This is a genomic window from Neolewinella sp. (assembly GCF_965214665.1).
Taxonomy (GTDB): Bacteria; Bacteroidota; Bacteroidia; order Chitinophagales; family Saprospiraceae; genus Neolewinella.
Genome location: NZ_OZ243970.1, coordinates 1,602,896 through 1,621,184 on the forward strand (window position 1 = coordinate 1,602,896; position 18,289 = coordinate 1,621,184).

Below are 18,289 nucleotides of genomic sequence, written 5' to 3' on the forward strand. Positions count from 1 at the left end.
AAGGTATTGACAGGCGCCCTCGAGAGGGTGTCATAGCGCGTCCGTACCCTGGGAGCTAGGTTCGTTCAGGTTGAGCCGAACTTCCTACTACGTGGCGAGGAAGTAGATCACCAGACTGTTATCGGGTGCGCGTAGGGTATCGGGATACACCATCTCCGACGGCACGGTTTGGGCGCGGACGCAGGTGCAGGGAAGGATGGTTAGCAGTAGGGCTATTAGGAGCGAAGTTGGCGGTTTCATAGCTTGAAAGTACGCCTCTTCCGGAGAGTAGATCTGTGCAGCCCGTGGCAATCTGGAGCCGGGACGAAGCTTTCTGCTCTTCTTCTTTGCGGGGGTTACTGGGCTTTAGTGCTGTCGCATTCGATGGGGTTAGCGTGGAGATGCGGTGCAGTTTGTTCCCGGCGCTTGCTTAAGGGCTAAGCGCTCCCGAGGACCTTGTGCGCGGTATCCTTGTTGAACAGTCACTTATTCATGGGGTGGGCGGCGATCTTCATGAGGAACAGCCCGATGGTGGTATCCCGGACCTCTTCCTCGTAGCGCTCCCGCCCCCACTCGGAGAGGTCGGCGTAGCGGATACCCTCGCGCAGGAAGTGGATGGATACATCGTAGTTTTCGTAGCCTTTTACATACACCGGAACGGCGGCCTCCATGGGATACTCGAAGGTCGGAGCAGCGGAAGAGCTCATAGGTATTGTGGTCGATGGCTGACTTCAGCGTGGCGGTCAGCACCATCACCAGGGAGTCGAAGTATTTGAAGATGACCTGGTAGCGGTTGTAGAGCAACTCCAGCAGTTCCAGTTTGTACACCTCGTGGATGGCCTGTTCCATCGCCAGCCGGCAGTAGCTCAGGCTACTTACTGGTTCCGCTTGGGCACGCAATTAAGTATCGGAAATTCCCGCTATGGAGACGATAATTCCAGGAAGAAATGAAAACCGCCGTACCTTAGCGTGAAATTTTCACGCCATGCTTATACGCCTAGTAGTCAACAATTTTCTGTCTTTCGGAGAGGAACGGGAGTTCAACATGCTTCCGAACGAGCGGTACAAAAAACTGCCGCACCACACCTACTCGGTGGGCTCTGAGTCGGTCCTGAAACTGGCGGCAGTTTATGGAGCCAATGCGGCGGGAAAGTCCAATTTGGTAAAGGCGCTAGAAGTGTTGAAGAGTTTTGTTAATCAAAAAAAGATTCCGATCGATATCGGTATCAATCGCTTTCGGTTTGACGAAGCTTTACAAGATGGTGCCGTGGCCCTTGCGGTAGAGTTTTGGGCCAGGGAGAAAGCATTTGTCTACGGAGTGGAGTTCTGCGACGACTTCGTGCTAACGGAGGAACTATATGAGTCTGGTCTAGGAATCCGTGATGACAGGCTTGTTTTCAGGAAGTACGTGCAGGACGGCAAAACGCAAATCGAGTTCAGCAAAGGCTTCTCCAGAAGCAAAAAAAACCAGCTGCTGGAATCCGTACTGGAGGATAACCTCCTTAAAGACGATGAATCCGCCTTGCGGTTTCTTGCCACGCTCAAGGTACCTGAATTGGCCGACGTAGAACTTGCGGCACATTGGTTCGACCAAACCCTGCAGATCATTACGCCATCGGAGATCGCCAGAGGACTACCGCATTTTCTTGACATCAACTCCCAACTGGCGGAATACGCTAATCAGTTGATGCGTACCTACCATTTGGGGGTGGCCGCAGTGGAGATTGAAAGATTGTCGCTGGACGAGTTCGTTGGCCGGGACAATCCGTCGGCATCACGCTCCATTATGCAAGACTTAGCGGATTCTCACCACAATTTTATAACGCTTAAAAGCGGCAAGGGGGATATTGTCTGTGCAGTCCAGGAAGACGATAAGATTGTTGTCAAACGATTACGGATCCGACATACCACCCCATCAGGAAAAGAAAGGGTATTTGAAATGGGCGAGGAATCGGACGGCACAAAGCGCCTACTGGACTTCGTCCTCACGTTCTTTGCCGTAGTCCGGCAGGGTACGGTTTTTGTGATCGACGAAATTGAGCGGAGCCTGCACCCCAATCTGATCAAGCAACTGATTCACAAATTCAGCCATGACGACCGCACTAATGGCCAGCTGATCTTCACCACACACGAATCCAACCTCCTCGACCAAAATATTCTCCGCCGCGACGAGATCTGGTTTGCCGAAAAGGATTCTTTTGGCAGCACCGACCTCTACTCCCTGAGCAAATTCCGGGAGCACCACACCATGGACATCCGTAAGGGCTACCTCACCGGGCGCTACGGCGGCATTCCCTTCACCGGTAACCTGGAAGAACTGAACTGGCACGACTATGATCTTGTCTAGAAATCGTGCCTTCAAACGGGAAGAACCCACCGAGGAGGCCATCAAGATCGTAATCGTCTGCGAGGGCATCCGCCGGGAGGGAGACTACTTCAGCTACTTCCAGCAGCTGGATTCGCGGGTTGAGATAGAGGTGATCAGACCGCTGCCCGACGCAAATAATTCGCCGACCGGACTCTTCGAGGACTTTCAACAACGCTTAGTCGCCGACCGGGAAACGGGAAAACCGATACTGGAACTGCAAGATTACGATGAAGTCTGGTTCGTGATCGACACCGACCGCTGGGGCGATAAGATCACTGAGCTGCGCTGGCTAACCGATCCGCACTCCAACTATCACGTAGTCCAAAGCAACCCATGCTTTGAAGTCTGGCTGTACTACCACTTCCACCTCAACGCCCCGAAGTTTGCCAACTGCGCCGACAGCCAGGCCTGGAAACCCTACCTAAACGAAGCCGTACCTGGCGGATTCAATCCCCAATCTCATCCAATTCATTTGCCCGATGCTACCCGCCACGCCGAGCATACCTTCGAGCGGGACGACGCGGGCAATCCGGCGGTGGGCTGTACGGAGCTTTACCTGCTGGGTCAACGGCTTCACGAACTGCTGGGGCATAAGCTGGCCAGCGCCCGGCGAAAATTTGGACTTTAGCAAATCTCGAAATGTTAAGCGGAGAAACATAGAATTGACCTGCTCACCGCGGCCTGCCTGATCCAACCGGTTTGCAGACGGATGAAAAGAACTACGAGCAGATTGACAACTGGTGGCCGGTCCCTACCATTCAGTCACTCGATTTTACCACCAATACCCCAGTTAAAGCGGTATAGTCCGTTGCTGCTTGGTAGATCAGTTGTCCATTCAAGTACACTTTAAGGCGGCTCAAGTAGTCGAATGCCAGAGTCAGCGTAGTATCGGCGGGCAGTACGGTGTCTTTACGCAGTAGCACGGTCCGCTCCATATCATCAAAGTACCGGCTTAAGTCCAGTAGGCCGTCCACATCAGCACTGGCCTGCTGTAGGTGAGAAGAAGTGGCCAGGATGGAATCTATCTGACCTAGAGTCCGCGAGGAGTCCGCCACAAACGGTTCTGATAGCGACCATTCCCGGATGTAGTTGTCGGTAGTCGCAACGGGCGGGGTGGCCTCTGATGACTGCTCGCAGACCCCTCCGGTGATCGACACCTTACTGAAGTAAGCCTGGTCGAACATCGTCGTGAAGAAAATGCCTCCAGCGCTGCGGTCCCGCTGTAGGTCCGTAACGGTGAACTGCGGCCGGTCCATATCGTGCACAAAAACTTAGGCGCGCTCACAGGTGACCACTACCCTAGCGTGAACCCACCGCCGCAGGTCCATCACCTCGATTCCTGCGGTGGTCTGCCGCAGCTTAAGGGCTAGGCGCGGCTGCTTACTGAACGCCATCCAGGACACACTGTCCATAGCGTAGATTCCCGCCTCCGTGGAAAACTCGTAGCCGGCTGACTCCAGGTATTGAAGCAGACCTCACTATACCAAAAGACCTTGCACCCGCGCCCCCGCCCCTAATCCGTACCCAGCAGTGCAACAATTTCGGGATAGCTTTCGGACAGAGGCCGTGTGCGCTTATCCTTTGCGAACTGCGTCAGAAACGCCTGATTAAAGGCAGGGAACCGGGGAAAGTCCCGCCGGAGCATGAGTGCTACCCGCTTGTCGATGACCAGGTCGGCCACCTCCTCCGGGTAGGTCTCCTGTACGTAGAGGCAGAACAGGGCGTGGGTCAGGTACTCGTTGAAGGTCGCCTCGGGGGAATCGTAGTACCCGGACCCGGCCCGGCTATTCCAGTCGGCGAGTGATTGCATGTTGGCCGTAACCACGTCGCGGTACTTCGCCGTCATTGGGTTTACGTAGTTGTGGTCGATTTCGGTGAATACAATGCCGGACTGCAGCGCCTCCCGCGTGGTCGTGTCGTAAGCGGAGGTCAGCACATCGGCCGGACCGTTGACGAACATGATGCTTTCGTGAAAACTATAGGGGCCATCAGTCTCATCCTTCTCGAAGCGCTGCGTGGAGTGGGACCCATGGATGAGGGGAGAAAATACGATCCCGTAATGATCCATGCGTGCCGGGAATTCGCGTTCCATCCAGTCCCACATTTGGCCTACCGGCATAAGGTTCCGTTGTTGTTCGATCTGCTCGGCGTAGTCCCCGGCGTGGTCGCGGTAGAACTGGCGAAATCCGGATTGCTGGGCGAAGTCCTGCACCAGGTAGAGGAGGTCGACAAAGGTCATCAGGGTGTAAGGAGCTAACCCTGAGGAGAAGTCGGCGCTTACCGGCAAGTGATAGGGCACGGCGGTGAGCCGGTCCCACTCGTCGAAGACGAAGCCATAGCTATTTTCCCGAAATCCGTAGTACAGGCTAAAGCCGGCAGCGTCGGACGCCGCATGTTTATCGAGCAACCGCACCAGGGCGTGGCGGCGGAAGGGGGCGAAGTGCGCCGTCACGGCGTCGGTGTACGCCGTCCCCCGGGGGTGGTTGCCGGTACTGTCGCTCAGGGCGCTGAGGTAGAGGATCACATTGGCGAGCTCGAACACCTCGGGAACGGCAAAGGTCGTAGCGCCGCGGTGGGCCGTGCGGTAGGCTTCCGGATGCGGTTGCGGGGTGCCGTTGAAGCGCAGGCGGTACAGGAAGGTGTCCGTTCGGCCCACCACGGGAATCTCCAGGTTCTGGTTATGAAAGGTGTTGACGGGGGCCACCGAAAGGGTGTCGTAGCGCGTGCGTACTTCCAGTCGCCGACCGGGTTGTGCGTCCGTACCCCAGGAGCTAGGTTCGTTCAGGTTGAGCCGAACTTCCTCCTGCGTGGCGGAGAAGTAGATCACCAGACTGTCATCGGGTGCGCGCAGGGTATCGGGATACACCATCTCCGACGGCACGGTTTGGGCGCGGACGCAGGTGCAGGGAAGGATGGGTAGTAGGAGGGTACCCAGGACCAGATGGAATGATGTCATATTCCAATATATACATTGTGCGGAGAATAGACCTACTACATTACCCTGCGTTGAGTACGGCGTTATAGGTCGCATTTGGTTGTTGACTGGTTACCAAGACGCTCCCACCACCACGGCCGTGTGGAGCACCTCCAGCTCCCCGCTAACTCTAAGTGTGTATAGGCCCATTGGTAGCCCCAATAGCTGAATGAGTGTATCATCCTTATGATAAATAGCAACTACCCGGCCATCCGACGAAAGTAGCTCAATCCGGGAAGTACGGTAGGTCTCCGGCATTAGTACCGTAAGCCAGCCATTGGTGACGGGATTAGGATAAACTCGTAGACTAGCAGTTGCTTCCTCCTCGTGCACCATCACGATGATGTTCGAAGTACTGGACGTTCCATCGAAGTCCGTCTGCCGCAGGCGGTAGTAATTAGCCCCGGTAGAGGGGGCCGTGTGTACGTACACGTAGGTTAGAGGGGCTGTACTCGTGCCGGCTCCTGTAATAGTAGCCACTTCGTACCAATCTTGCTCATCGGTAGCGTGCTCGACGGTGAAGTAGTCGTTGTTGGTTTCAACTGTAGTAGTCCAGGCCAGCGCGTGGGTGCCGGCCCGGGAAGTAGCCGTAAAGGAAAGTAGTTCAATGGGCAGCGTGACAGCTTCGAGCGCGTAGACCCTCACCTGACCCGCATTAGAGCCACTACCATCGTTAGTTGGTGCACCGATAGCTACCCGCAAACCCTCCGCCGATAGCGATACGCTAAAGCCAGACTGGTCACCGGCCGCTTCCCCGTCGATATCCTGACCGAGCTGTTGCCAGTCGCCTGCCGCATTTAGGTTATAAATTCTTGTATAACCCGCAGAAGCACCACTAAAATCCGGGGCACCGATTGCTACCCCCAGACCATCCGTCGATAGCGATACGCTGGTGCCAAATCGATCGTCGGTCGCTTCCCCGTCGAGGTCCTGACCAAGTTGCTGCCAGTTGCCTGATGCCTTAAATTCATAGATCCTGACGTGACCTGCACGGATTGAGGCCCCGCGGGCTAGAAGTGCACCGATGGCCACTCGCTGGCCGTCTGCTGACAGCGATACGCTGATGCCGGATTGATCCTCAGCCGCCTCTCCATCAATATCCTGACCGAGCTGCTGCCAGGTGCCTGACGGGTTAAGCCCATAGACCCTTACCTGACCTGCATTGGAGCCATTGCCATCATTGAACCGTGCGCCGATTGCCACCCGCTGCCCATCGGCCGAAAGCGATACGCTAGTGCCGGATCGATCCTCGGCCGCTTCCCCGTCGAGGTCCTGACCGATCTGCTGCCAGTTGCCTGATGCTTTAAATTCATAAATCCTGACATGACCTGAAGCGAAAGCTGACCTGCCACGGTTTCGAGGTGCGCCGATGGCCACTCGCTGGCCGTCCGCCGACAGCGATACGCTGGTGCCGGATTGATCTACCAAATTTTCGCCGTCAATATCCTGACCGAGCTGCTGCCAAAGTGTTGATTCGTTAAGTCTATAAATTCTCACCTGGCCTCTACCCGTGGTGTTAGTAGCAGGCGCACCGATTGCCACCCGCTGACCGTCGGCCGATAACGCCACGCTAAAGCCGGATTGATCCTCGGCTGCTTCCCCGTCGATGTCCTGACCGATCTGCTGCCAGTCACCTGACGGGGTAAGATCGTAGATCCTTACATGACCCGCGTTTGGACCAGTGCCGTCGTTTGATGTTGCGCCAATGGCTAGCCGTTGTCCACCGGCCGATAACGATACGCTGGTGCCAAATCGATCATCGGCCGCCTCCCCATCAATATCCTGACCGAGTTGGGTTTGTCCGATCAATGCGCAGCTAGAAATGAGCAGTAAGAGGATAGTAGGTAGCATGTGATAGTGCTTGTTAGTTGTACCAGCGATAATCTTACTGCGCCGGTTGCGCAGTAAGGTTTAGGCTTAAGGCTTGTTGTGTTGTACTTAATTGGAGGGGGGGAATGATTCCCTCCCAATGACAAAGTTTGCAAAACTTTATCCATACTAGTATGCCCTTGGCATACTATTTTTTTTGTTGGACGAAGGCCACCAAATAGCAGCGGTTCTCAGTTTAGATTTGCATGACGCGTAAGCCGCACATTTCCAGCATCTTACGCCACACCTCGTCTAGGTTATCCATAACCGTAGTCAACATTACCGAGCGCTGCACTTCCCACAACTTGATGCGCGTGCGTAGTTTTTTCAGCACCCGGCCAAAAGCGCGATTGCAGCACTCCAGAAGCTGGTCCGCCGTAAAGGCCAGCATCATCAGGTAGGCAAAGTTGGTCGCTAAGTTTTCTTTGCCGTGATCGTAATTATGACCGTAGTTGTATTCCTGATTTTTCAGCGTATTGAACACTTCATTTTCAATCTTCCACCGACTGCGACCCATTTCCAGTACGGCCATTAGATTGCTGTGGTGCAGTTCGATATTAGTGAGGTAACTGAAGACAACTTCCTTGTCAGAGGCTTCCTTGACCCGGCAATAAAGGACGTTCACGCGCATCCCCTCGTTTGACTTGTTCAGGGCTACATCGTTGGTATAACCCAACTCGTAGCTACCCCCCTTACGTCTCTTCATTTTCCAGCGTACTTTGCCCCGTGCGTTGAGCTCATCAAACTGCTCAAAAAGGTACTTTGACCCTGATTCCTTGGCGTTGATGAGGTACTTCCACTGCGGACTGGACTGGGTGATCAGGGTTACGATGGGCGCACAAGCATACAGGGTGTCCAGTACGTAAACCATTGATCGATCGCTATTTACGGTAGCCTGGCGGGCAAAGAAACGTTTGGCCGCACTACGTTCGCAATCATTTTTAGTCTCGCCGTCCTGGCGCACAATCGGTTCGTTATCCACCACGAAGACCGGGCGCTGCTTAGGGCAGACCAGCGCACCGCTTAGCATCGAATGGGAATAGGATACCGTACCGTTTTGGTGGCGACGTTCCAGACAGTAGGAACACTTCACTTTGTTCGAGCACTGGTGTTGAACGCCGTCTACGCTGACCACGTAATGCTCGTTCCAGTAGCGGTAGGTGGGGGCCACTTGTTGACTTTCTAAAAACGGCAGCACCCGGTGAAATCCTTCGTTTAAGTCCTGAGCGGTTAAGCGGTCTAAGATATCGCGCAAGCCGTTATCGGAAGGAATACGATCAATGCCATAAACTGAATGCAAATTCTGCTTTTCAATCGCTAGTTTAGGGCGAAAGCCAAACAGAGAGGGTGCCTTGAGGTGGAAGATGGCATAGCCGCTTTTGAGCGCATCCAGGGCGGTATAGGAGGCATTTTTGCGCCGCGAGTCGCCCTTGGCGCAGGGCGCCAGGGCGGGTAGTACCAGTTGCTGATAGACCTGTGCGGGCTGGATTTGATTACTTTTTGTGGGAGTTGGCATCCGCGAAAGGTAGCAAACGCTTACCTTTCAGGTGGCTAGCTGGCTAAACTGAGAACTGCTGACGAAATAGGCCGTTGATCCGATCTGGGGGGGGTGACGAATACCGAGGTGATGCGTAGGGGCGGCTGGCCGGGAATATCGTCCTAATCATGAATTGTATTCATCGCCGCTGTGGTGGCGATTAGTTGGAAAGCGCTGTCCCTCATCTTACATTACTAGACATTTTTAATAAGCAGTTGATTATGGTGCTGTTCGAGCCCATCCAGATAGCGGATGAAGTGGCTCATGCGGCCTAGTCGGGCGGTGACCAAACTTAGTCCCCCGGCGGAAGATGGACTCTGCGGCAAAGCCCCCTTGGGCCGTGGAGGTGATACGTCGAATGGTTGAGCGTGCCTTCCAACCCGCCTGGATAGTGATGGCGTAGGCCAGACAGATTAAGCTCATCATCAGGTTGGACTTTGCCGTAGGCTTAAGGTTGAGTGCCTTCAAACCAAACCCATTGGTTTTGAGGTGACGGAATAGACACTCGATGCGCCACCGCTTACAGTACTCATCCACCGTCTTTTTAAAGGGCCGCACGCGGCTGAGGAAGATGATTACCTCATCCCCCACGGCCGCCTGGGAGTTGGGATTACGCCGCATCGATAGGTAGTAAAACTCCCCACTTAGCTCGATCCGCTTTCGGCAGAACTCGCCCTGACCCAGACAGCGGTCGTACATCTCCTGGTAGGTTCTACCGCCTGCGGTGTCGACCGCATCGTAGTAGTCCCCAAAGCGTAGGCGAATGACAAAGTCTATGCCCTGGTCGGTCAGAAAGTTAAACCACTGCTGTCCGATGTACTCCCGATCCGCCTGTAGGCGCATACCCTTTAGATCGAAGTGTTCGAGTGCTTCGGAGAACAGCGCCTGACGTTCGGCCTGGGAAGAGGCACCGATCTTGGAGAGTTGTTTCCAGTGTATCATGGTAGCCCTCCAGGTAAAGATAGCACTCCGCTTGGGCTTACGCCAAGTCCTTAAACCGCCGTCCTTCCGGCAGCAGTTGGGCCTTGAAGCGGCTGAAGAATGACTCCGTCTGGGCATTGTAGTAGTGGTTGTCGCGGCGCGTCATGCTGGACTGATGCCCGGCTGCCGTCAGGCGCTGGCGAAAGGCAATCAAACTATACTGACCGCCCCCATCGGAGTGGATGATGAGTCCGGCGGCGGATTGGCGCTTCTGTAGGGCCCGCTCCAGGGCCAGTAGCGTAAGCTCTTCGCGCATATGATCCGCCACAGCGTAGCCCACGATGGTGTGCGAGCAGCTATCCTACCTACAGCGTGGCTAGGTAAGAGAAGCTACCGTCCAGCATGGGTAGGTAGGTGATGTCGCCTACCCAGAGGCGGTCGGGCTGCTGTGGTGGGGGTTCGACCAACGAGGCTACACAAATGAGCATGGACGGGCGGGGACGGGCTACCGACAACGCATTCATCAAACGCCTGTGGCGAATGGTCAAGTACAAGTATATTTACCTCCATGAGTTCATGGATGATCTGGAGCTTACACAGGGACTACGCCCGGGACCACTTCTCGCTGAGCCCCAGCTTACCTTATCAACATTGCCCTACCGGACCTATTACTCTGTCAAAAGCTGTCGAAGATGTAAGCTACACATCAGTTGTGCCAAAACAAATTCAATGCAAATTTCATAGTAGAGATGTCAGAAAATATACTAAATCATAAAGAGCTTGAAAGCGTCACTAAGGTTGCTACCATAGCAGAGGCCCTACCTGGTGTAGTCATCATACATGATACGCGGGACTGGTCGGTAGTATGGATGTCTCAGCGGGGATTGAAGCTGTTAGGAATTTCCCTAGAGGAAGTGCAATTCATGAGTGCGGAGGAATATTACAGACGATATTTTAATCCAGAAGACACGAGAGATTACGTTCCTAAAGTATTTGGATTAATAGAACGCAATAATGACGAAGAAAATGTAGCCTACTTTCAGCAGGTTAAATTTATGAATGATCCAGATTGGCACTGGCACATGAGTAGTACCAAGGTGTTACTTAGAGATGAGTACGGGAAGCCATTGCTCATTATAACGGTGTCCTTTCCCATCGATCCTAAGCACCATCTTTCGACAAAGGCAGAACGCCTACTACAAGAAAATAATTTTCTGCGGAATAACTTTGATTTATACGCTACGTTGAGCCTGCGTGAACGCGAGATACTGCGGCTATTCGCATTGGGGAAAAGCGCCGTCGACACAGCATCGGAATTATACATATCAACAAACACGGTAGAGACACACCGAAAAAACATAAAACAAAAATTAAAAACTACTTCCTACTTCGAGCTCTGTCAGTATGCAAGAGTTTTTGATTTGATTTAGGGCATCTGCCAACCGGTCACTACTGCCGACACCTTACCTGAAATTTCTGACCGTGGTGGGGGCCGCTACTTACGGTGTTCAAGCATACCCCCAGCAACTTGAAGGTGAACTAACCGCCGGTATCCACCCGAAGTTGTGACTGGCGCCCTAAGTGCTCAATCAAGTTCATTGCCACATCGCACCTGATCGAGCGGTCTACCTGAATCGCCGCAGACCAAACAGACCAAGACCAGAAGCTGCTTCACGCACCGGTTTTTCTTCCCCACGCCGCTTAGACTACCGCAGTCGCTAGACCCTCCTTATCCCGTCCTACTGCTTTTGCACCTTAGACAAGGTCGCCGGGCCGATCTTCTGCGTGCGGTAGAGTTTCTCGAACCGCTTGATCTGCTCAGCACGGCACCTAGCGAAAGCAATCTGCCTTCGGTTGTAGTTGACTTTCTAATCGTGATCCGGAGTCTTGAAAAGGAGTTGGATCAGCCTAAACCTTATAGCCCTGCGTAGTACTGCTTCCAAATGAGGGTTAGGAAGCGTGGACACACCCAAAAATCACCGAAAGTGGGTATTGCTGTTCAGACACTAGTATGAGACCTTTGCGTTCGTACCGTACTAGAACAGATGCGTAAGTCCGCAACCATTCTATAGGCGGTCAAAGGTTGATTCTGATCGAGCTGGTCCAATATGACCATGGTCTAAATATTCCTTTATAAATGGCTTTTCGATTGTTTGATGTCAAGACAAACTTACTCAATCAGCAATGATGCGATAAAAATCATAGGCTATTTAGATATTACTATTGCACTCAATCATCAACTTTTCGCATAAGGAAACAACTTTAGCCCCTTTTAAATAAAAAGAGAAGTTTCTTGAGGCATAAAAATTTTCTGAAATAGTGATTATAGAGAAATTTGCAAAATTAAAAGTTTTAAACACATAAATACATCCAGAATGCGCCAAATAATCTTGATAGTCCTGCTTACGCTCTTAGGTGTCTCCTGTGATAAAGAGCTTGGTATCATTGATCTTGACCTTAAGGCAGACAGCGAAGAAACTGCTGGTTTTGAGGTTATTGCTGAGTTTCCAGAAAATTCAGGGATGTCTCCCATAGACGTTACATTTTCCTCCATTTTTACTGAAAACGCGTTAAAACGGGTAGAAGTGCCACTTGGGGACGGATTAGAGCTCGCGTTTGCCACTAACAGTGAAGGCGACATTGTTTTGATGACGCTCTTCAATCCTTCCGCAACGGAAAAGATCGTAATGAACGCGCGTACCACTGCGTTGGCGCTGGTGATGCTCCATCCCTGGGCGGTTGACCTTACGAACAACGCGAAGTTTGAGGCTATGATTTACATGGAGAGCTTGCCGGAATTTACCAAATATGTTAAGGCAGTTGAAAGGAGTATTTCTCAGCATGCTATCAATCCACTAGTAAGTGAATCAGTTTTGAATCAGTTACTCGCTGTACAAAGAATTATTGCTAAGGATGTCAATATACCAATTGAGCCTTTGCGGTTTAAAATTTCCCCTAAGAAAGCTACTGTCACTAATGAGATTAGTAGTGCGACGTACTCCATAGGCTTGTACAATGATAAAGACGAACTAGTCAGTCTTGCCCCCGCTTACGGTCTCAATAAAACAGCTCACTATTATTATCTGTACCGGAATGGAACAACTACTCCTTTAGTCAACGGTAGCGAAACGGCCACTCTAACTATTCCCTCAGATGGTATATGGACGCTCAAAGCTAACCATGGACTACCTTTAGATAAGACCGAAGAGGGCCGGCAGGCGACTGGTATCAACACAGTTGCAGTGATAAGTAATCTCTTAGGTCTCTTCTCTAATGACTTGAAAGAAGCAGCGCAGGGGATGGAGTGTAGACGTCATCTGGTGGAACGAATATTCTCTGCACCCGGCAGTACCATCGATGTAGCAGAGGAATTAGTCAGTTTCGCTAACGGTGATCTCGGCGGTGCCGTCTTAACCTATTCCATGACTAAATATGTATTGGAACGCTATGACGACGTAGTTCAGGTAACAGAGAAGTGCTTGGCAACCGGCGCTACAAAGCTCGTGATGAAAAATTCTATAAAGCAGATATTTGGCTTAATGGAGAAGCTTGGCCAACTGAAAACTGTGTTTAACGGATCGGCCATGTTAACAGATTGGCTGAAGTATAAAAAGGAGATTCAGTACTGCTTTGCGGTGAACGGCGACCGAATCGAAACTTGTAAACCTTGTGAGGATCGTAAAAAGCCAGTCTTCTTAAGTGTCGAACAAATTGACTGTGTACGTTATGACAGGCAAGAAGTCGCCGTAAGGCACAAATTCAAATACAAAATAGATCCGAATGGATTTGGATACAAAGGCCCAACTAAAGTGATTATTGAGAAATTTAAAAACGGGAACTGGGTAGCGTTCACTTCTGCGGTTCCGGCAGAGCGACCGGAAATTTTGCCCGATTCCTCCGCCATACTTTCTATCGAGGCTCTCTGGCGGATAGGCCCACTTAACTCTAACAAAATAATTTATCATTGCGAGCAACAACCCAATACGTATCAGACTTCATCTACAGTTCGCGCTTATCTGATCGATGCCTGTGAATTAAGAAGTGATTATTCTTCAGTTGTTACGAAACTTTATAGTGATGAGTAAGTGCATACCACACTAACAGAACAGGCACTACATGGCTGAACTAAAAGGATACTCACATTGCTGAAATCCACCGTATATCATCCCTTAAGCGTAATAGCTAACCGAATTTTTTTGGCTAGATGACGCCTAGCGTAAATTTTCTTATTCACCTTGTTCGATTACTCACTATGAAATATCAACCCGCTGTTTGGCTATTTGTTCTGTTATCTGTGTCCTCAACATACAGTAATGCTCAGAGCTACTTTGGCCTAAGGACTGATCGTTACGCCGGTATTCACGGCGTGCTGCTTAACCCCGCCGAACTAGGCGATTCCCGAATGGCTATAGATGTAAATATTGCCTCGGCCAGCGGCTTGCTGAGTAATGATTACATCCCGCTGGGCCTGTCATCCGATTTCTTCGGTAATTCCGAAAAAGTCCGGAAGCAGACGCGCTTTCGGAACCCAAAAACAGACAACCGGTTACACGGGAATCTAGATGTGGTGGGCCCCTCCCTGCTGCTCCGCACGGGAAAGAAATCTGGCCTCGCCTTCATTACGCGCCTGCGGGGGCTCTACCATATCGACAACTTTTCCGGACCGCTACTGGAAGGTATTCAAGACGATTTTGCCGCCCTTTCGGCCTTTGACGTCGACATGAGTGATTACCGCAGCTTTTTGCACACCTACCTCGAGGCAGGTGTCAGTTACGGAAGAGTCATCAGCAGAGGATCCCGAAGCCAAATCAAGACCGGGGGCAGCATAAAGTACCTCCGGGGCGTCGGAGCCAGTTTCACAAGGAGTGAATCGCTTACCGGAAATTACGATGTCCCTATCGGACGCATATACCTTGACGGAGACTTCTTGTACGGCACGACCGCTAATTACGAATACGACCAAATACCCCTCGACGACTTATCCGGCGGTTTCGGCGTGGATCTCGGGGTAAGCTACGAATGGTGGTCTAAGGACTTAACCGACTCGCCTTATCTACCGCCCTACCGCCTGAAGCTTGGCGCGTCGATCACGGATATCGGCGGCATTAAGTACGAAAACACCTCGATGTCTACTTACCCGGTCAATCGGTTTCTGCGGACCGACCGGATAGAGGGTATGGCGATCGAATACATTCTGGAGGAAAACTATACCGGTACCAAATCGACTAGCACGGTTCGCGCCGGTCTGCCAACAAGTTTAAATCTTATGGCAGATTTACGCGTAGCGGGGAAGCTTTACATCAGTGGGGTACTGAACAGATCATTACGCAGTAGAAAAGAACTGCACGTCAGTTCGTTTCCAGCTGTCGTGGCCGTTACACCCCGACTGCAGACAAAAATTCTAGGACTCTATACGCCGGTTGTATTTAGCGGACAAAGTGGCCCTACCGTAGGCGCGGGTCTCCGCTTCTGGTTGATCACTGTAGGGTCAAGTAGTGTTCTCTCTGACCTCGTACTAAGCGGCAATCCGTACTCTACCGACGTCTACGTGGGAACGAAGCTGCCGTTTTATCGGCGTACCAAACCAAAGAAAAAAGATTTGGTGGCACCTCGTGTTCCCTCCTCGGCCAGCTAGCCCATTTCGGTCCCGTACATAAATCAACCGCGATAATTCAACGCTATGCAACTACTGTTACCCGCTCACATGGACGTTCTGAACTCCCTTTGCCGCTCGTTCTTGCCAAGGATGACGCTGTTCGTCCTGCTTGGTGCCTGCCCCGTAGTAATCTACGCTCAATTTGTATCCATCACCACGGGATTCTGGGACTATCCCAGCACCTGGGCCGGGGGCGAGGTCCCCGGCAAGAACGCAACTGTAATCATCGGGGAGGGCACTGAGGTAACCATCGGCTACGTCGACCATCCCGACAGTTTACAGGCCCTTACCATAGTAAAGGGGGCAACGTTAAAGGTTGTAGATGCCAGTAAAGCAATCACCTCTCATCAGCCTCTCTACTGCTATGGAAGGATTTATGTCCAGAATGGCCTTATTCTCAATACGGATCTCCGGATACTAAAAGGGGGTACATTTATTTGGCTAGGTGGTAACCTGACCACCAAAAATGAAGTCGGGCTAATCGATAACCAAGGTAGTTTTTATGTAGGTACACAGGACGGTATGCGTTGTGATCTATTTGTCAACGCTGCGTATAAAAATTTGATAAGCGTGGAAGGGAGCGGTGGTCAGGTCACGTTTGGTGCCGGCGTCTATCTGCAAGACACAACCCGAATGGTCGTCAGTAGGGAACGTACGGTCGTGTTTGAAAAGGGATTATACCTTTCCGGTATCACGAAAATGAAGGTACAGGGCAAGATCCGCATGGAAGGTGAAATACTCCAGGTCCAGACATCTGAGAAAGATGTGTTTAGTGGAGGCGGTACCCTGGAATTAGCCAATCATTCCACGGATTATGTACGAATTTATAGCGGTGGGTCTCCACTCGCCTTTTCCGAGGTCAGGGTAGAACCGGGCATCGATTTAACACTTGTAGAAGCACTAATTCCAGTTGATACCAAGCTGATTTTGAGTGACAGTGTAGGCATCGCCAGCCATGACCCAACTATCAACCGGGGTCTAATACAAATGACGGGCACCACCTTCATGAACGACTTTAACGTGCACAATTACGGCCGCATAGAGTGGAAGGGGGCAGATCTGCTGCCGGGTCCTTTATCCTACCAAAGGGGCGGGAGAATACATAACTGGGGAGTGCTCGACTTGGCTCCGACAGGGGGGGGTGAGTTTTCGATCAGCCTGCAAAATGAGGCGGGCGGTGAAATCTCCATCGCCGGGGGGGGCAGTGTAACGCTCACCGATCCGATCGGGATCGGTTCGACCAATTTGGAAGGAGGGAAGGTGATTGTGCCAGCTTCGGGTCAACTCACCATTGCAGCGGGTAGGGGACTGGAAAACCGTGGAGAGATCAGTCTAGCGGGGGAACTGCAACTGGCCTTCGGATCAGATTTGAGACAGCCGCGCTCCGGTAGGGTTACCGGAACCGGCCGGGTAAACATCTTCGGAAGATTCATGGCAAGCGGCGTCATATCCTCCGCAACCTGGATCCACCCGGGGGGAGTTCTAACATCTTACAATCTGGACGGCTTGACCTGCACAGAGTTCTTGAGTGACCTATCGCTCGGGGGCACATTTGTTTCGGTGGTCCACGGGCAGCAGCCCTGCACGGAGCACAATCAGCTCCTCGTTCGGGGGACCCTCAGCCTGGGGGGGCGGCTGGCCTTTGTTGATCCCCCGATCGATGTGGAGCTTGGGCAGGTGGCCACCTTCCTGGCAGCGAATCAGCTTGTGGGTGAGTTTGCCGAAGTGCCTTCCCTTATATCCCCGCTGCGGCTGGTGTACAACTACCCGATGGCGGGGCAAGTCTCCCTAGTCAACGGCACGGGGGGGGGACCAGCGGCGGCGGCCTGTGATACCGTGCCTTTCGGCAGCGGAGTCAATTTCATCAGCTTTGATGTCCTTCCCGCGGGGGAAGGTGGGCGTATATCGCACCTGATAGCCAATTCCAGCGGCACCTCCGGAATTTTCTTCATCCAGCGGCGCACCGCCGATCAGGGCATTGAAACCTACCTACCGGGCTATCCGGCCTACGGTATAGACTTTGCCATCGAGCCCGGGGAAGCCTACCGCATCTATTCTTTCAACGAAGGGGAACTAAAGACATGTGGTATACAAGTGCCTGCAAATACCCGTCCGGCCATTGCAGAAGGCTACAATTGGGTAGGTTACGTCCCCCAAGAACCTAGATCACCGGACGAATACTTCGGCAAACTCCCCGGATTCTACTACGCCGCGGAGCGCCGCGGCAGTCTTACCGGACACGCCACCCGTTACTACGTTCCCAGTTTCCCCTTCTTCTCGTCGCTGCCCAGCGTTGAGAATGGAGTTGGCTACGAGGTGTATTCCTTTGCGGCGGCTGACTCTGCTACCTGGCTGCTGATGGAGAACGATCCTGAGCGACAAGTAGTACCTGAAATGAGGGGTAGTAACGTCTATTCCACCTACACGGGAGACATTTACGGCCTGGCCGCCGGAGCCGAAATCAGCCTTGTCGACGACCTGGGCCGCTCCCACGCTACAGGGACCGTGGACCACCTCGGCCACCTGCTGGCAACGACCGTTTTTGGCTACGATTCCCTGAGCGGAGCCTATCCCGATCTGCGCCCGGGGGATGACCTTTACCTTCAGTACGGCGACCGGCGCAGCGCTGAACCGATTCTATTTGACGGGCAGGGGGGTGTTCACCTGATTAACCAATCCTTTTCGGAAGTTCCTGCCCTCGCTGACAAACTGCCGGAGGATCCGCTCCAAATCTTCCCCAACCCGTTCACCGCTGTTCTGAACGTCACTCTGCAGGTGCCAGCTGGGCAAGATGTTCGATTGTCCCTAGTGGACGTACAGGGACGTTTAGTGCAAACGCGCCAGGTTCCTTCCGCCGCTACCGATCGAGTATATGCCGATAAATTCTTGTTAAAAGACCTTCCGACCGGGCTCTATCTCCTTCGCTATACCCTGGGGGGCAGTACCGTAGCGACCCACAAGGTGTATAAGCAGCGCTAATCTATT

15 protein-coding genes and 1 pseudogene are annotated in these 18,289 nt (G+C 52.5%); 6 read left to right on the plus strand and 10 right to left on the minus strand.

Translation table 11 applies throughout. The annotated features are described in order from the left end of the window. Positions 1-87 precede the first annotated feature (87 nt). Entirely contained in the window at positions 88-240 is a 153-nt protein-coding gene (locus tag ACOOHD_RS07165) for a hypothetical protein (protein ID WP_420460884.1), read from the minus strand. A 221-nt stretch (positions 241-461) separates the two neighbouring features. Further along, on the minus strand, positions 462-686 hold the full coding sequence (locus tag ACOOHD_RS07170; RefSeq protein WP_420460885.1) for a hypothetical protein: 225 nt from the start codon (positions 684-686) through the stop codon (positions 462-464). 278 nt (positions 687-964) lie between these two features. Here ACOOHD_RS07170 and ACOOHD_RS07175 point away from each other — a divergent pair, with 278 nt between their 5' ends. Both ACOOHD_RS07175 and ACOOHD_RS07180 read left to right on the plus strand, forming a co-directional pair. Next, complete coding sequence (locus tag ACOOHD_RS07175; protein WP_420460886.1) at positions 965-2,326, plus strand: AAA family ATPase; 1,362 nt, start codon at positions 965-967, stop codon at positions 2,324-2,326. Further along, positions 2,313-2,975 carry an RloB family protein gene (locus tag ACOOHD_RS07180; protein ID WP_420460887.1) on the plus strand — a complete coding sequence of 221 codons (663 nt, stop codon included), beginning with the start codon at positions 2,313-2,315 and terminating at the stop codon, positions 2,973-2,975. Before ACOOHD_RS07175 ends, ACOOHD_RS07180 begins: the two co-directional genes overlap by 14 nt. A gap of 130 nt (positions 2,976-3,105) precedes the next feature. On the opposite strand, the gene ACOOHD_RS07185 is transcribed toward ACOOHD_RS07180, so the two are convergent. The 8 genes and pseudogenes from ACOOHD_RS07185 to ACOOHD_RS07220 form a co-directional block, all read right to left on the minus strand. After that, positions 3,106-3,603, minus strand: a complete 498-nt coding sequence (locus ACOOHD_RS07185; RefSeq protein WP_420460888.1) for a hypothetical protein — start codon at positions 3,601-3,603, stop codon at positions 3,106-3,108. A 15-nt stretch (positions 3,604-3,618) separates the two neighbouring features. Next, a complete protein-coding gene (locus tag ACOOHD_RS07190; protein ID WP_420460889.1) occupies positions 3,619-3,759 on the minus strand; it encodes a hypothetical protein in 141 nt (46 codons plus the stop codon). 101 nt (positions 3,760-3,860) lie between these two features. Further along, positions 3,861-5,303 (minus strand): DUF4932 domain-containing protein, encoded by a 1,443-nt coding sequence (locus tag ACOOHD_RS07195; RefSeq protein WP_420460890.1) that lies wholly within the window; start codon positions 5,301-5,303, stop codon positions 3,861-3,863. 90 nt (positions 5,304-5,393) lie between these two features. Continuing rightward, the gene (locus ACOOHD_RS07200) at positions 5,394-7,172 is read right to left on the minus strand and encodes a T9SS type A sorting domain-containing protein (RefSeq protein WP_420460891.1); all 1,779 of its coding nucleotides are present in this window, start codon (positions 7,170-7,172) and stop codon (positions 5,394-5,396) included. A 214-nt stretch (positions 7,173-7,386) separates the two neighbouring features. After that, the gene (locus tag ACOOHD_RS07205) at positions 7,387-8,706 is read right to left on the minus strand and encodes a hypothetical protein (RefSeq protein ID WP_420460892.1); all 1,320 of its coding nucleotides are present in this window, start codon (positions 8,704-8,706) and stop codon (positions 7,387-7,389) included. 240 nt (positions 8,707-8,946) lie between these two features. Further along, complete coding sequence (locus tag ACOOHD_RS07210) at positions 8,947-9,669, minus strand: transposase (RefSeq protein WP_420460893.1); 723 nt, start codon at positions 9,667-9,669, stop codon at positions 8,947-8,949. A gap of 37 nt (positions 9,670-9,706) precedes the next feature. Further along, positions 9,707-9,997, minus strand: a pseudogene (locus tag ACOOHD_RS07215) (DDE-type integrase/transposase/recombinase); the annotation flags it as partial. Between the two features lie 16 nt (positions 9,998-10,013). Beyond that, complete coding sequence (locus ACOOHD_RS07220; RefSeq protein ID WP_420460894.1) at positions 10,014-10,196, minus strand: hypothetical protein; 183 nt, start codon at positions 10,194-10,196, stop codon at positions 10,014-10,016. A 201-nt stretch (positions 10,197-10,397) separates the two neighbouring features. On the opposite strand from ACOOHD_RS07220, the gene ACOOHD_RS07225 reads away from it, so the two are divergent. The 4 genes from ACOOHD_RS07225 to ACOOHD_RS07240 all read left to right on the plus strand — a co-directional run bounded on the left by ACOOHD_RS07225 (position 10,398) and on the right by ACOOHD_RS07240 (position 18,283). Next, positions 10,398-11,078 carry a helix-turn-helix transcriptional regulator gene (locus ACOOHD_RS07225; protein WP_420460895.1) on the plus strand — a complete coding sequence of 227 codons (681 nt, stop codon included), beginning with the start codon at positions 10,398-10,400 and terminating at the stop codon, positions 11,076-11,078. Positions 11,079-12,023: 945 nt separating this feature from the next. Next, positions 12,024-13,733 (plus strand): hypothetical protein, encoded by a 1,710-nt coding sequence (locus ACOOHD_RS07230; protein WP_420460896.1) that lies wholly within the window; start codon positions 12,024-12,026, stop codon positions 13,731-13,733. Between the two features lie 167 nt (positions 13,734-13,900). Next, entirely contained in the window at positions 13,901-15,283 is a 1,383-nt protein-coding gene (locus ACOOHD_RS07235; protein ID WP_420460897.1) for a DUF5723 family protein, read from the plus strand. 45 nt (positions 15,284-15,328) lie between these two features. Then, positions 15,329-18,283: a T9SS type A sorting domain-containing protein gene (locus tag ACOOHD_RS07240; RefSeq protein WP_420460898.1), complete on the plus strand. Its 2,955-nt coding sequence runs from the start codon at positions 15,329-15,331 to the stop codon at positions 18,281-18,283. Positions 18,284-18,289 lie beyond the last annotated feature (6 nt).

What these genes read in the sequence shown, in the direction of transcription:
- ACOOHD_RS07165 (WP_420460884.1), bottom strand. Translation starts at nt 240, where the DNA reads ATGAAACCGCCAACTTCGCTCCTAATAGCCCTACTGCTAACCATCCTT.
- ACOOHD_RS07170 (WP_420460885.1), bottom strand. Translation starts at nt 686, where the DNA reads ATGAGCTCTTCCGCTGCTCCGACCTTCGAGTATCCCATGGAGGCCGCC.
- ACOOHD_RS07175 (WP_420460886.1), top strand. Translation starts at nt 965, where the DNA reads ATGCTTATACGCCTAGTAGTCAACAATTTTCTGTCTTTCGGAGAGGAA.
- ACOOHD_RS07180 (WP_420460887.1), top strand. Translation starts at nt 2,313, where the DNA reads ATGATCTTGTCTAGAAATCGTGCCTTCAAACGGGAAGAACCCACCGAG.
- ACOOHD_RS07185 (WP_420460888.1), bottom strand. Translation starts at nt 3,603, where the DNA reads ATGGACCGGCCGCAGTTCACCGTTACGGACCTACAGCGGGACCGCAGC.
- ACOOHD_RS07190 (WP_420460889.1), bottom strand. Translation starts at nt 3,759, where the DNA reads ATGGACAGTGTGTCCTGGATGGCGTTCAGTAAGCAGCCGCGCCTAGCC.
- ACOOHD_RS07195 (WP_420460890.1), bottom strand. Translation starts at nt 5,303, where the DNA reads ATGACATCATTCCATCTGGTCCTGGGTACCCTCCTACTACCCATCCTT.
- ACOOHD_RS07200 (WP_420460891.1), bottom strand. Translation starts at nt 7,172, where the DNA reads ATGCTACCTACTATCCTCTTACTGCTCATTTCTAGCTGCGCATTGATC.
- ACOOHD_RS07205 (WP_420460892.1), bottom strand. Translation starts at nt 8,706, where the DNA reads ATGCCAACTCCCACAAAAAGTAATCAAATCCAGCCCGCACAGGTCTAT.
- ACOOHD_RS07210 (WP_420460893.1), bottom strand. Translation starts at nt 9,669, where the DNA reads ATGATACACTGGAAACAACTCTCCAAGATCGGTGCCTCTTCCCAGGCC.
- ACOOHD_RS07225 (WP_420460895.1), top strand. Translation starts at nt 10,398, where the DNA reads ATGTCAGAAAATATACTAAATCATAAAGAGCTTGAAAGCGTCACTAAG.
- ACOOHD_RS07230 (WP_420460896.1), top strand. Translation starts at nt 12,024, where the DNA reads ATGCGCCAAATAATCTTGATAGTCCTGCTTACGCTCTTAGGTGTCTCC.
- ACOOHD_RS07235 (WP_420460897.1), top strand. Translation starts at nt 13,901, where the DNA reads ATGAAATATCAACCCGCTGTTTGGCTATTTGTTCTGTTATCTGTGTCC.
- ACOOHD_RS07240 (WP_420460898.1), top strand. Translation starts at nt 15,329, where the DNA reads ATGCAACTACTGTTACCCGCTCACATGGACGTTCTGAACTCCCTTTGC.